The organism is Arthrobacter sp. YN (assembly GCF_002224285.1).
Lineage (GTDB): Bacteria > Actinomycetota > Actinomycetes > Actinomycetales > Micrococcaceae > Arthrobacter.
The window spans coordinates 2,624,200-2,637,752 of the sequence record NZ_CP022436.1 but is presented as its reverse complement, the minus strand read 5'-3'; the positions used below and the strand labels follow the sequence as shown (position 1 = coordinate 2,637,752).

The window sequence follows — 13,553 nt, the reverse complement described above, 5'->3', positions numbered from 1 at the left end:
CTATGCAAAGGAATTCATGCATATCCAACCCAAGACCACTAGCACCAAAGGGCCTGCACAGCTCTTCACCGGCGACGTCTACTTTGACGTCATCGCCAAGGGCGAAGAGCCATCGCAGTTACGGGTGAACATCGTCCGCTTCGCGCCGTGTTCCCGGACTGCTTGGCACACTCACGCGGCGGGCCAAACCCTGCATGTCACGGACGGCGTCTGCCTGGTGCAGGCACGCGGAGGTGAGGTTCACGTGGTCAATCAGGGCCAAACCATTTATACGCCGCCCGGCGAGTGGCACTGGCATGGCGCCGCCCCGGATCACTTCATGAGTCATGTGGCCATGTGGGAAACCGCAGGCGCCACCGATGGCTCAGAGACGACGTGGGGCGAGTTGGTCACCGATGAGGAGTATGGCTACCCGGAGTGATCGACCCTGATTGTTTGCGTCTGACGCATTGACCGGGGTGAGGGCGGCGCGAATAATGGGGGGAAGCGCTTTCCCTCACCTGTCACCGCGGAGCCCACGACGTGAATCCCCAGCACCACCTCAACTATGACTACTCCCCTTGGATGTTTTGGAGTTCTGCCACGGACGCGGAACGCGAGGCCCAGCACGAATACCAAAAAGGCTTCGCCGAACGGGATGGCGTCACCATAGGTGAGCGGGCTTTCCTGTCTCCCATGGCCAGTATCGACCCCGATGCTCTGTCCATCGGCGCTGACTCCTTCATAGCCGCCCACGCCTACGTCACGGGGACCGTCACCATCGGCGACGATTGCACGGTTAACGCTTTCACCGTGGTCCGAGGCAACATCACCATGGGCGACGGCGTGAGGATCGGCGCCCACACCTCAATCCTCGGCTTCAACCATTCCATGGATCCCGCCGAACCCGTCTTCAAACAGCCGTTGACCAGCAAAGGCATCCGCATCGGAGACGACGTCTGGATCGGGTCCAACGTGGTGGTCCTTGACGGAGTTACCGTCGGCTCGCATGCAGTTCTGGCCGCGGGCGCAGTGGTCACCAAGGATGTGCCCGAATGGTCCATCGTGGGCGGAAACCCCGCCCGCAGGATCCGCGACAGACGGGATACCGCTCCGGCCCCGACGTTGGGGGACCGGACAGCAGCCGACGGCGGGCTGTTGGCAGAGTTGGGGCCTTCGCCGATGCGGCGCGCACCGATGCACCGCTGATTCTTTCAAAGAGTTGGACCTCCGCCGATGGCGGCTACTATGTGGACCGTCCGGACGCTTCGCCGACCGTCAGGGCACACTGCGATGCCATTGAAATCGCCGACCTCCTGCTGGGTTCCGTCCCACCGCAGCTCACGCGGGAGGATCATATCGAACAGCTTCAGGCACTCCAGGATCCGATGACCGGGCTGGTGCCGGAGTTTGGCTCCGACACCATTGCTCCGCTGGTCTTTGGAGAGGGTCCAGCCACCTACCACGTCCTCTCGGTTGGCTATGCCCTGGACCTCCTGGGGAGCCGGTTCCGCCATCCGGTGCACTCCATCGCCGACATGGATCCGGCAACGCTGGTTTCTTCCTTGGACGCGCTGCCGTGGCGAAAGGAAGCCTGGGGATCAGGTGCTTGGGTGGACGCGTGGGGCACTGGCGCTTACTGGAACCTTGCACAGAATCATTCCAATTCCGTGGGTTCGCTGGAGGCGCTGTTCGGTTGGCTGCTGACGCACGCCAATCCGTCGGCCGGGACGTGGGGTACACCCACATCAGATACGCGGCTAAAGGTCGTCAATGGGTACTACCGCCTGACACGTGGCACTTTTGCGCAGTTCGGGGTGCCGGTCCCCCACGTTGAACGCCTCGTGGACACCGTCCTTGAGCACTCCTCGGATCCACGCTATTTCTCTCCCGGGCGGCAGAACGCCTGCAATGTCCTGGACGTCGTCCATCCTTTGTGGCTGGCATCCAAGCAGACCTCTCATCGCCGGGCAGAGATCAGCAGCTGGGCCGGAAGCCAGCTGAAGCAGGCTTTGGGCAGGTGGCATCCGGCCCAAGGAATGGCATTCAGCGCTGCGGAGGAGAGCGGAGGCCACCATCGCCCAACACTCCAAGGGACGGAGATGTGGCTTGCCATCATGTGGTACCTCGCCGACCTCCTGGGCAGCGCCGAAGCACTGGGATACAGGCCCCGCGGCGTTCACCGGCCCGAACCCGCATGGTTGCTGCCTGGTCTGTAGCCTTTGGTGAATCACCACGTCGGCTGACTTCCTTCGAGAGCTCACCTGACGCCGAAAGCACGTGGTGACCTCGACGGGCTAATAATGTCAGACCCCCCTGACATGCTGTTTTTATGGAAGAGACAGGGCAGTCGACAGCGCTGAGGGCGGAATGGTCCCCTGCTGTGGCTGCCCTGACCGCCATCCGGTCACGACGCTTCTTGAGCATGCCGGACTTGGTAAAGGCCGGGTTCAGGGATTCGACGGCGACCGTCGCCTGGGCCGGCCACTTCCACGACGCCGGGCTGCTCAACAGTAAGGCCAAGTCCGCCCGGGCGTCGTCGCTCACTGGCCCCGCTCCAGCCGACGTTTCGTCCCAAAATACAGCATCTACTCCTGAACCACAGCGGAATCCCCAGACCAGCCATGGCTCAAAGTCTGCTCAGCCAGTCCAACGTTTCGACACTCAGCGCCCTGATCCCAAGGCAGCTGACGTGCCGGACCTGGCGGCGCTTCTTGCCGACAGCGCGGCACTTCTGGACTCCGCACGCCTGTCCGCTGCCAACGAGGCCTCTCTGCTGAGGTTCGAGGACGCGGCGGACTTTGCCGGCAAGGTCGAGGAGATCGCCCGGTCGGTGGAGTACTTGCAGGTGGTCGCGGCCCAGGCTGTGGAACGGACCCGGACGGAAGCACTAACGGCCGGTCCGGGGTCCTCGGCAGCAGCACCGGAATGGCGGACCGGCTGGACGGAACCAGCCACGGGCGAAACGGCTCCGGGGGTAACCGTTCCGGGAGCAGCCAGTGTCCTGGATGACGGGTACCGGAACGCGGCCCAGTTCCTGCGGGCCCGGTTGCGGATCAGCATCGGCGAGGCCAAGCGCAGGCTCGCCCTCGCCCCCGACGTCCTCCCCCAGACCGGGATCGCCGGGCAGGAGATCCCGGCCCGCCGCGAAATACTCGCCCAAGCGGTTGGTTCCGCGCTGGTGCCCTCCCGCTCGGCGTCGATCATCAGCGCCGCCCTGGACAAAGTCCGGCACCTCACCGACGAGGACACCCTCACCCGGATGGAACACGCCCTCACCACCACCGCGGTCGAAACCGACCCGGACTTCGTCACCAAAATAGCCAAACGCTGGATCGACGTCATCGACCACGACGGCCCCGAACCCACCGAAGAAATCCTCCGCCAACTCCAAGGCGTGTTCCTCCGCCGCCGACGCCGCCACGGACTCCACCACCTCGAAATCTTCGCCACCGACGAACAATACGAAATCCTCACCACCGCCATGAACGTCGCCACCAACCCACGCCTCACCACCACCAACCAGCCAGGCACCACGGAGAACACCGAAACCGGGGACAGCCCCGACACAGGCACAGGTACCGGCCCGGACCTGGACCGGCGCACCCGGCCACAGAAACTCCTCAACGGCCTCACCAGCGCCTGCAGCCTCGCCATGCGCACAGGAAAACTACCCTCCAACGGCGGCCTCCCAGCCCAACTCACCGTCACCATCGGCTACCAAGAACTCCTCGAACAAGTCCACAACCACCAACAACACAACCAACACAGCACCGGCACTGGCACTGGCACCGGCACCGGCACTGCGACCTTCAGCGGACCGATGCACCCGAACACCATCCGCAAAATCGCCTGCGACGCCGAGATCATCCCCGTCCTGCTCGGCAGCGACTCCCGCGTCCTGGACATCGGCCGCACCACCCGGACCTTCCCACCCCACATCCGCAAAGCCATCACCGCCCGCGACGGCGGCTGCGCCTTCCCCGACTGCACCATGCCCGCACCCTGGTGCGAAGCACACCACACCACCTACTGGTCCCACGGCGGCACCACCTCAACAGACAACGGCACCCTGCTCTGCAGCCACCACCACCACCTCATCCACAAAGAACAATGGCGCATCGACATGAAAACCGGCGTCCCCTGGTTCATCCCCCCACCCCACATCGACCCAACCCAAACACCCCGACGCAACCACCACCACACACCCCACAGAACATAGGAAAGCGTCGGCAGAACATCAACACGCCCAAATACGGCGCCGGGCGGCGCCCTGGACTGTCCGAATAACGGGGGGACTGTCCTGTAAACCGATGGGTGGCGGGTCGGGCCTGATGCTGGCGGCGCCCCCGTATGTGATGTCCTGACCCCATGTCTGGCCCGGCCCGATTCCTGGGTGGCAAAGGCGCTGGCTAGAGCCACATTAAGCGCGACAGTCCTCGGGCACCGGCGTTTCAGGCTTGCTTCAAGCGGCCCTGCCGTATTGGCGTGAGGCCCTCACTGCTCGGCCAGTTCGGCGATCTTTCGCTCCAACGCAGTACGTTCGGCGGCGTTCGAGCACAACTCAAGTGCGTCCAGCAAGGTACGGACCAGATCACAAGGGATCCCCCGGATACCGCCCGGGGGATCCCTTGCTTCAGCCGGTCAACTGGTCAGCTTGGCAGTGTCAGCGGCCGCCTCCCCCAATGACTCCAGCCTCCACGGCTTTGGTCACGGCGTCTGCCTCTGCCTGGGTCAGTTTGCCGTCCGTAACCGCCTTGTCCAACTTGGATTTCAGTGCAGCGGAGCGTTCCGCTTGGCCCGCGGCCCGGATTTCTTCCAGTGCCGTGGTGACCTTGGCTTCGTCGACGCCCAAGGCGGCAGCAAGCGATTTGGCCAGTGCCGCGTCCTGCTCCGTCCGGTCCGGCTTGGTTCCTTCGGTTCCGTCTGTTCTTTCGGCAGGCGGCGTGGTGGGTTTGTTGGCCTCACGGAACGCCTTCAAAGCTTCGGTGACCTTAGCCTCATCCACACCGAGCTTGGTTGCCAGCTCAGCGGCCATCTGTCCCCGATCGCGTCCGTGTCCGCCCGGCTTTCCGCTCCGGTCTGAAGGGGTGGTTGCTTCCGCTGACGATGTGCCGTTTGGGGACGCCGTGGCGCTCGGCGTCGGCGTGGTGGCCGCCGTCGCGATACTCGTCGCGCCCAAGCCCGCGCCCAATGCCAGCGCTCCGGCTGCTACGCCCAGCGTGATTCTCTTGACTTTCGACATGTGCCTCTCCTCAATGAGCCGTCGGTACGGCTGGTGTCTGAGGGACGGTCAATGGTTCCGTCCTCCTTATCACGATGAGAGACCCACCACAGCCTGGGCTGTTCCGAACCTGTCATTCGGCTGTGAAAGTGAACCGGAGCCTGTGAGGAGTGTCCTCAGCGGACGCGGTCCAGCGCCTCCAGCAGCCTCTTGACCGATCCACCCAAATTCCACTCTGTCGCCAGCTGTTCAAGTTCCGTGCGCGCGTCTCCGGTGACGGGACGCAACTCAGCACCGGCTTCATCAAGCGTCGGCACTTCCAAGTCGCGCACCACATTTACGACGGCGGGCGCCACCTTGAGGTAGTCCACCGCCGCGGACAGCTTGGCGCGCACAGAAGCGGACAACCCGCCGTCGGGAGCTTCCGCCGCCTCAAGCAGGCCTTCCAATGACCCATGTTCGCCAAGCAATGACGCCGCCGTCTTTTCTCCAATGCCGGCAACGCCGGGCAGTCCGTCGGAGGCATCGCCCCGGAGTGTTGCGAAGTCGGCATATTGCTGGGGCAGCACACGGTACTTGCCCACCACAACGACGTCGGTGAGGACTTCCAGATTCTTCATGCCGCGTGCTGTGTAAATGACGCGGACCCCACGGTCATCATCGACCAACTGGAACAAGTCGCGGTCGCCGGTGACCACATCTGTCGGCATCCGGGACTGGCTCGCGTAGGTCCCTATGACGTCATCAGCCTCATGCGCGTCAACGCCCACAACAGCGATCCCGGCGAGGTCAAGTACGCGCCGGATCATGGGAATCTGCGCCTCCAGCGGGTCCGGGACGACCTCTACATCGGGACCAGTTGGAACGACCTCCGCGACCCGGTGCGACTTGTAGCTGGGAATCAGGTCCACTCGCCATTGCGGGCGCCAATCGTTGTCCCAGCAGGCGACCAGGTGCGTGGCTTCGTAGTCGGTGGTGAGGCGGGCGATCATATCCATGAGCCCCCGCACTGCGTTCACGGGCGTTCCGTCGGATCGGCGGATGGAATCAGGCACGCCGTAGAAGGCGCGGAAGTACAACGAGGCAGTGTCCAAAAGCATCAGTCGCGGCATACCTGATCCTGACATGTCTGCAGACCTTTGGGCGGGAAGTTCCGGCAGATCCGGTGGTGAGTCACTGCAAACACTTGAAGACTACTGTGAGCGGCATTACTATTGTGTGAGCGATAATAGAACACCCTGTTCTATTATCGAACACTACAGCGATTGACTGCCCACAAAACTACAGCGATTGATTGCCCACAAAGAAGTGAGGAAAGCCCGTGCAGTTTCACCACCACGGTTACGTATCCGGTGACCCGCGAGTCGAACCGGCCGCCGGTGTCGGCATCAACCGCCCCACCGAGCTGCCCGACGAAGTCGACGTCCTCATAGTGGGCACCGGCCCTGCCGGAATGCTGACCGCGGCGCAGCTGTCACAATTTCCTGACGTCACAACCCGCATTGTGGAGCGTCGTCCCGGCAGGCTCGCCATCGGCCAGGCCGACGGCATTCAAGCCCGCAGCGTCGAGACTTTCCAGGCATTCGGGTTTGCCGAGCGCATCATCGCGGAGGCCTACCGCATCACCGAGATGGCTTTTTGGAAGCCGGACCCGGCCGACCACTCCCGCATTGTCCGGGCTGCCCGGGCAGTGGATGATCCCGCGGGGATCAGTGAGTTCCCGCACCTGATTGTGAACCAGGCCCGAGTGCTGGACTACTTTGCCGAGTTCATGGCCAACTCCCCCGCACGAATGACGCCGGACTACGGCTACGAATTCCAGGGCCTCAAGGTCACCGGTGACGGCGACTACCCTGTCACCGTCACACTGGCCCATACGTCCGGTCCCCATGAAGGCCGGGAGCGCACTATCCGCGCAAAATATGTGGTGGGCGCTGACGGTGCCCGCAGCAAGGTTCGCGAGTCCATCGGCTGCCACCTCGCCGGCGACCAGGCCAACCACGCCTGGGGTGTCATGGACGTCCTCGCCGTCACCGATTTCCCGGATATCCGCACCAAGTGCGCCATCCAGTCCGGCGGCGGTGGCAGCATCCTGTTGATCCCCCGCGAAGGTGGCCACCTGTTCCGCATGTACGTGGACCTGGGCGAAGTTAATCCCAACGACAAAGGCGCCGTGCGGAAAACCACCATCGAGCAGATCATCGGCAAGGCCAACGAGATCCTCCACCCCTACACCCTGGATGTCCGCAACGTCGCCTGGCACAGCGTGTACGAGGTTGGCCATAGGCTCACGGACAGGTTCGACGACGTTCTGCCGGAGGAGCGCGGTACCCGCACGCCACGTGTGTTCATCACCGGCGACGCCTGCCACACCCACAGCGCCAAAGCCGGCCAAGGCATGAACGTCTCCATGCAGGATGGCTTCAATATCGGCTGGAAACTCGGCCACGTGCTGGAAGGCCGCAGCCCCGAAAGCCTGCTGGACAGCTACTCGGCCGAACGCCAGGTGGTGGCCAAGAACCTCATCGACTTCGACAAGCAATGGTCCACACTGATGGCCAAGAAACCCGAAGAGTTCGAAGACCCCGCCGAACTGGAGACCTTCTACACCAGCACCGCCGAATTCCCGGCCGGCTTCATGACCCAGTACGCCCCGTCCATGCTGGTTGCCGAGGCCCGGCACCAGGAGCTCGCCACCGGCTTCCCCGTCGGTAAGCGCTTCAAATCAGCGCCAGTCCTCCGCGTCTGCGACACCAACCCCATGCACCTTGGTCACCACGCCAAAGCAGACGGCCGCTGGCGCATCTACGTCTTCGCCGACACTGCGCAGGCGGGCAGCCCAGGTCCGGTAGCCGACTTCGCCGAGTGGATCGCGAACTCACCGGAATCGCCCCTGGCCGCGACGCCGTCGGACTCGGACCGCGACGCCTGGTTCGACGTGAAGGTGATCTACCAGCAAGACCACACCAACGTGGACATCAACGCCGTACCCGCGGCCTTCAAACCCACGGTGGGACCTTTCAAGCTCACCTACCTCGAAAAAGTGTTCGGTGCCGACCCCAACAACGACATCTTCGACCTGCGCGGACTCAGCCGGGACGGCGTCGTTGTGGTGGTCCGCCCGGACCAGTACGTTGCCAACGTGCTGCCGCTGACCGCGACGGCCGAACTTGGCGGGTTTTTTGCGCCGCTGTTGGCTTCTCACCCTGGCGCGGGGCTCGTCCAGGCGTAGAAGCTTCCACGTTGGAAAACTGCCGGTGGACTCGAAGGCCACCGGCAGTTTCTCGGTGGTCTGGTATTCGCGGTGGCTTCGGCGTAGAACGGCTCTATGGGCGATCAGTATGGGTTGCAGGCGGACTTGGCCGCCCAAAAGGCCCTCGGTCGATGGTGCAGGTGGGCAAGGTGAACGAGGAAGCCCAGAAGATTCAACGTGTCTACCTCACGCTGACGCTGGGAAACACCATTGCTGCCTCTTTCATCTGGGGGATCAATACTCTCTTCCTGCTTGATGCCGGGCTGAGCAACCTTGAGGCATTCGCCGCCAATGCGTTCTTCACAGCAGGCATGGTTCTCTTCGAAGTTCCTACCGGGGTCATCGCCGACGGTTGGGGCCGAAGGGTTTCCTTTTTGTTGGGCACGGTGACACTGGCCGCTTCCACCTACCTGTACTTTGTGCTGTGGCAGATCTCGGCGCCGTTCTGGATGTGGGCGGTGGTGTCCGTCCTGCTGGGCTTGGGTTTCACTTTCTTCTCCGGGGCTGTGGAGGCCTGGCTTGTGGACGCTTTGCGCTTCTCGGGTTACGAAGGCGGGCTCGAGAGCGTGCTGGGCCGGGGGCAGATGGTGCAAGGCGTGGCCATGTTGCTCGGCTCCGTGGCCGGCGGCGTCATAGCCCAGGCAAGCAATCTCGGGGTGCCGTTCATCCTCCGGGTTGCTGTTTTGGCAGCGATGTTTGCGGTGGCGTTCGCCTTAATGCACGACGTCGGGTTCTCACCTGAACGCTCGACGCACCCCCTTCGCGCTACTCGCGCAGTGCTTGCTGCTTCCATTGACAACGGCTTGAAAAACCCGCCTGTACGCTACGTGATGCTCGCCGCACCGTTCAGCGCCGGCGTCGGAATCTATGTCTTCTACGCCCTTCAGCCGTTCCTGCTTGATCTGTTCGGCGACCCGCGCGCCTACTCCATTGCCGGACTGGCCGCGGCCATCGTGGCTGGTTCGCAGATCCTGGGCGGCTGGCTCGCTCCCCACGCACGCACACTGTTCCACAAACGCACGTCCGTCCTGATTCTTGGTGGCCTGGTGGGTGCCGTCATCCTGCTGATCCTCGGGTTCACCCGCAACTTCTGGCTTGCCTTGGTGCTGCTGGCCCTGTGGGGCGTAGTGGGTTCCGCCGCCACACCGGTCAGACAGGCGTACATCAATGACATGATCCCGTCTAAGCAACGGGCCACCGTACTCAGTTTCGATTCGCTGATGGGTTCCAGCGGTGGCGTGGTCATCCAGCCACTCCTTGGCCGGGGAGCTGATCTTTACGGCTATCCAGCATCCTTGGCTGTGGCCGGCGTGATCGAGCTGATCGCGGTGCCGTTCCTGCTGGCAAGCCGGAAGCAAGGCGCAGCGGCGGACACGGCCGTCACAACTGAAACCGCCCCGGACACCGAATCCTTGCCGTGAGTAAGGTGTTCGGGGGCATGGCCTCCAGCTTGGACGGATACATCGCCTCAGAGGGCGGCGATCTTTCATGGCTGAACGATGCCATGGCCAGGGACGAAGACTACGGATTTGAAGCCACCGAGCGCAGGACCGGGGCTTACATCATGGGGGCCAACACCTACCGTGAGGTATCAGCGATGGGCGGCGGGGTGTCCAAGGTCCCAACGTATGTGGTCACCCACCATCAAACACTCGCTACCAAGGGCACTACGGAACTGTTCTCCGGCGATCTGCGGGAACTGGTTGCGCGTATCAAGGAAACCATTGCCGGGGACAAAGACATCTGCCTGTTTGGCGGCGGTGAGTTGGTGACGGAATTCATCGAGCAGGGTTTGATCGATGAGCTGGGTATTTCCGTGATCCCCGTCATCCTGGGCGGTGGCATTCCGTTCTTCGGCCGGGTGGGTCAGTGGACGAAGTTGGAACTCATGGAGTGCCGTCATTACCCGTCCGGAATCGTCCTGTTGAACTACCGGTTGGGGGGCCCGGGGACCTAGGAGTTCAACGGCGGCCGGCCTCGTGTTATCGGTCAACGCAGCGCATCTGAGATTGATTTCGCTCCGCCGTGGCTGCTCTGTCCACCGTCAACCGGGAGGTCCACTCCCGTGACAAAAGCGGCCATTGGGCTCAGGAGGAAAAGCACGACGGCCGCAACTTCCTCGGGAGTCCCGGTTCTCCCCAGCGGCGTCTCGGCGATGCTGGCTTCCCTGAAAGCCGGGTTGGCTCCGGATGTCATGGGCGTCTCGATAAATCCAGGATGAACCGAGTTCACCCGGATGCCCTGTGGCCCGAGTTCCGTTGCGGCGGCGATGGTAAGCCCCCGCAGCGCCCATTTGCTGGCGGTGTAGGCAACAGGGTAATGCCCGCTGAGGGCCGCCACTGAGCCAACATTGACGATGGAAGCCCCGGGCTTCATCAACGGAACGCAGGCCTGTATTCCCAGCAGCGCCCCAGTAACGTTCACATCCGATACCGCGGCGAGATCGGCCGGCGTTGCCTCGAGCAGGCGGCTGCGTCGGGTGATGCCGGCGTTGTTGACCAGGCCGTCCACCCGGGCATGTTCGTCTCGGAGGAAGTCCGCCAAGTCCGCCCACCCGCTTGGCTCAGTGACATCGAGTTGGCGGTAGAGAATGCGGTCCGGGTGTGAAGCGGCTGCTGCCTTCAAGGCTGCGGAAGGCTCCGCGGTCAGGTCTGCCGCGAGCACGGTTGCCCCGGAAGCGGCCAGCATCAGGGTTTCGGCCAGGCCCTGGCCGCCGTTGGCGCCCGTGATCACCACCACTGCGTCTGTCATATCAAGCATGATGTTGCGTCCACAGCATCACCCATCCGCCCCAATGGGATCGGTGGCTGCGACGGGTATGGGATGTGCCGTCACCGGGAAAAGAGCGTGCAGTTGCGAACAGGCCCGCTGAACCACTGACCTCAGCCAGGCGTTGGCTGGGTCTTCGGTCTGTGATGGATGCCAATACATTGCCTCGACCAAGGAGGCCTCCAGGTCTCCGGTGAACTCCAGAACCTCGATCCTTGCCCCGCGTTGGGCCCTGGACGCCAGCATCCTCGGCACCAAGGCCACCAAGTCCGTACCCTCAACCAGGAGGGGCAGGGACAGGAAGCCTGCCACTGTCGCTGCCACCCGCCGTCGAACGCCCCGGGACTCAAAAAGTTTGTCAGCCGGGGTGCTGATCCCCTCGCCAAAGTACCCCACCGCGTGCGGGACGCCAATAAGATCCGTCAACGTCATGGCGGGCAGCTGGAGCAAAGGATTCGCGGCATCGACCACTGCCACAAAACTGTCACGGAACAGCTGCTTGGAGTCGCCTTGCATCTTATAACCAGTAGGCCCCACCAACAGGTCCATCTTGGAATATTCGGCCATGGTGCCCTCAAGTCCGGAGGTCGGAACGAAGTCCACCACCACGCGTGGTGCTTCCTGCTGCAGGATGCCCCGCAGCGGCCCCACAATGAGGGCCGCTGCATAATCGGAAGCCGCAATGACGAACTCCCGTTCGCTTGTGGTGGCATCGAAGCCGGACCGGACACGCGTGGCCCGCTGGACGTGAAGCATGGCTTCATCCACCAGCGGGACCAACGACTGCGCAAAGGGTGTGAGATCGTACGTGCGGCCATGACGCACCAGGAGTTCGTCGTCGAAATGCCGCCTGAGCCTGGCCATGGCTGCACTGGTTGCCGGCTGGCTGAGTTGGAGCCGCTCGGCCGCCCGGGAAACGTTCCGCAGTTCCAACAGCACCTGCAATTGGGGCAACAGGTTGAGGTCCAGGTTCTTCATCCTCCTAGGTTATCCAGCCACGGCCTTCATCAGTGGCTGACCGGTACCAGCCGCGGCCCACGAATCAGCACAGCCAGCAACGCCAGCGCGCACGCCAGACCCAGCGCCCCGAGCGCAAGGCCCAGGTTGCCCAGAGCAGCGGCTGTCGTGCCCAGGACTATAGGCGTCAGGAACTGGCCAATGAACAACGTTCCGGTCCAGATACCGGTGCCCCGGCCGCGCTGGGAGAAGTCCAGTCCGTTGACCGCCCACGTCAGCAGCGTCGGCAACAAAACACCCGTGCCCGCACTGGCGATCACTGCTCCCAGGACGGCCACCGGAACGCTGCCCGCCACGGAAACAACGCAGAGCCCGACGGCGGCGAGGCCGAAAGCGCCTGCCAACAGTTTTCGGGTGCCCAGCTTGGCCAGGAACCGGAATGAGATGGCCCCTGCAGCCGTTGCAAGCGAAGCGACCGCTGCCGCACCGCCGATGAGGGCGGCATCCTGGACGCCGAGCCCTGTGATGACGTAGGGCAGGTGGACGATCAACGCGTAGAACACAATGCCGCCAAACAGTGTCACAGCAGCAGGTGCACCGATCTGACGCCAGGGCACCGGCTGTTTCGCTGCCAGGCCCATGGCTTGGCTCTTGGCTGGTTCCCAGAGCTTGAAGATCATGGGGACCACCAGGACGGCGCTGACTGCGTACAGCCAGAAGGGCGTCCGCCAGCTGATACTGCCCAAGGCGCCACCCAGCGCAAAGAATGCCGTGGCAGCCAGTGCGCTCACCATGGTTTGGAGGCCCAGGTATTTGTTCCGTTGCTGCCCCGCGTAGTAGTCGGTGATCAGGGTTGTGCAGCACGTCATGATGGCTGCCTCCGCAATACCTACGCCGATCCGTGAGACAGCAATGGACTCGAGGGTGTCCAGCCATAGAGGTGCCGTGCCAAAGAGTGCGTAGGCCAGCATGGCGTAGATCAACAACTGCTTACGGCCCATCCTGTCAGCGACGTAGCCTGCCAGGGGTGAAAACAGGGCCACGAACAGCGCTGGAAGCGTCAGGACCAGCGGCACAAGAATGGCGACTCCCGCGGTCTCCGCGAAAACCTGGTTCAGGGTGGGCAGGACAGGTGCCAGCAAGACGGCGCCCAGGACCGGCATGCAGCTGCCGGCGACAAGAAGTGCAGCTTGCGCCTTGCCCGCATCCCGGATGGGGACCGGACTGCGCGACGCAAGCGCAGTGGGATCAATGATGCTCATGGGGTGTTCCTTCGCCGTTGAAGAGTCCCTGGTACCGGCAGGGTCGCCGAGGGGATCCCCTCACTGTGACAAGCCTCACTCCATCGGAGAATAGCTGTTTGGGTATAGC

12 protein-coding genes are annotated in these 13,553 nt (G+C 63.2%); 7 read left to right on the top strand and 5 right to left on the bottom strand.

The window, feature by feature from the left end:
* The first annotated feature begins 16 nt into the window (after positions 1-16).
* The 4 genes from CGK93_RS11905 to CGK93_RS11895 all read left to right on the top strand — a co-directional run bounded on the left by CGK93_RS11905 (position 17) and on the right by CGK93_RS11895 (position 4,201).
* Positions 17-421 carry a (R)-mandelonitrile lyase gene (locus CGK93_RS11905; protein WP_089595008.1) on the top strand — a complete coding sequence of 135 codons (405 nt, stop codon included), beginning with the start codon at positions 17-19 and terminating at the stop codon, positions 419-421.
* A 101-nt stretch (positions 422-522) separates the two neighbouring features.
* The gene (locus CGK93_RS23855; RefSeq protein ID WP_232481297.1) at positions 523-1,188 is read left to right on the top strand and encodes an acyltransferase; all 666 of its coding nucleotides are present in this window, start codon (positions 523-525) and stop codon (positions 1,186-1,188) included.
* Between the two features lie 41 nt (positions 1,189-1,229).
* Entirely contained in the window at positions 1,230-2,198 is a 969-nt protein-coding gene (locus tag CGK93_RS23850; RefSeq protein WP_198318214.1) for a hypothetical protein, read from the top strand.
* Positions 2,199-2,311: 113 nt separating this feature from the next.
* Positions 2,312-4,201 (top strand): HNH endonuclease signature motif containing protein, encoded by a 1,890-nt coding sequence (locus CGK93_RS11895; RefSeq protein ID WP_089595007.1) that lies wholly within the window; start codon positions 2,312-2,314, stop codon positions 4,199-4,201.
* Positions 4,202-4,645: 444 nt separating this feature from the next.
* Here CGK93_RS11895 and CGK93_RS11890 read toward each other — a convergent pair whose 3' ends face one another.
* Positions 4,646-5,224, bottom strand: a complete 579-nt coding sequence (locus tag CGK93_RS11890) for a Clp protease N-terminal domain-containing protein (RefSeq protein WP_089595006.1) — start codon at positions 5,222-5,224, stop codon at positions 4,646-4,648.
* Between the two features lie 155 nt (positions 5,225-5,379).
* The gene (locus CGK93_RS11885; RefSeq protein ID WP_089595005.1) at positions 5,380-6,330 is read right to left on the bottom strand and encodes a 5'-3' exonuclease; all 951 of its coding nucleotides are present in this window, start codon (positions 6,328-6,330) and stop codon (positions 5,380-5,382) included.
* A gap of 194 nt (positions 6,331-6,524) precedes the next feature.
* On the opposite strand from CGK93_RS11885, the gene CGK93_RS11880 reads away from it, so the two are divergent.
* The 3 genes from CGK93_RS11880 to CGK93_RS11870 all read left to right on the top strand — a co-directional run bounded on the left by CGK93_RS11880 (position 6,525) and on the right by CGK93_RS11870 (position 10,413).
* Positions 6,525-8,435: an FAD-binding monooxygenase gene (locus tag CGK93_RS11880; RefSeq protein WP_089595004.1), complete on the top strand. Its 1,911-nt coding sequence runs from the start codon at positions 6,525-6,527 to the stop codon at positions 8,433-8,435.
* Between the two features lie 170 nt (positions 8,436-8,605).
* Positions 8,606-9,877: an MFS transporter gene (locus CGK93_RS11875; protein WP_232481294.1), complete on the top strand. Its 1,272-nt coding sequence runs from the start codon at positions 8,606-8,608 to the stop codon at positions 9,875-9,877.
* A gap of 17 nt (positions 9,878-9,894) precedes the next feature.
* Positions 9,895-10,413, top strand: coding sequence for a dihydrofolate reductase family protein (locus tag CGK93_RS11870; RefSeq protein ID WP_089597413.1), 519 nt, complete (start codon positions 9,895-9,897; stop codon positions 10,411-10,413).
* Positions 10,414-10,445: 32 nt separating this feature from the next.
* On the opposite strand, the gene CGK93_RS11865 is transcribed toward CGK93_RS11870, so the two are convergent.
* The 3 genes from CGK93_RS11865 to CGK93_RS11855 are packed head-to-tail and all read right to left on the bottom strand — an operon-like array spanning position 10,446 to position 13,444.
* A complete protein-coding gene (locus CGK93_RS11865; protein ID WP_089595002.1) occupies positions 10,446-11,216 on the bottom strand; it encodes an SDR family NAD(P)-dependent oxidoreductase in 771 nt (256 codons plus the stop codon).
* Between the two features lie 18 nt (positions 11,217-11,234).
* Entirely contained in the window at positions 11,235-12,203 is a 969-nt protein-coding gene (locus tag CGK93_RS11860) for a LysR family transcriptional regulator (protein ID WP_089595001.1), read from the bottom strand.
* A 29-nt stretch (positions 12,204-12,232) separates the two neighbouring features.
* Positions 12,233-13,444: an MFS transporter gene (locus CGK93_RS11855; RefSeq protein WP_089595000.1), complete on the bottom strand. Its 1,212-nt coding sequence runs from the start codon at positions 13,442-13,444 to the stop codon at positions 12,233-12,235.
* Positions 13,445-13,553 lie beyond the last annotated feature (109 nt).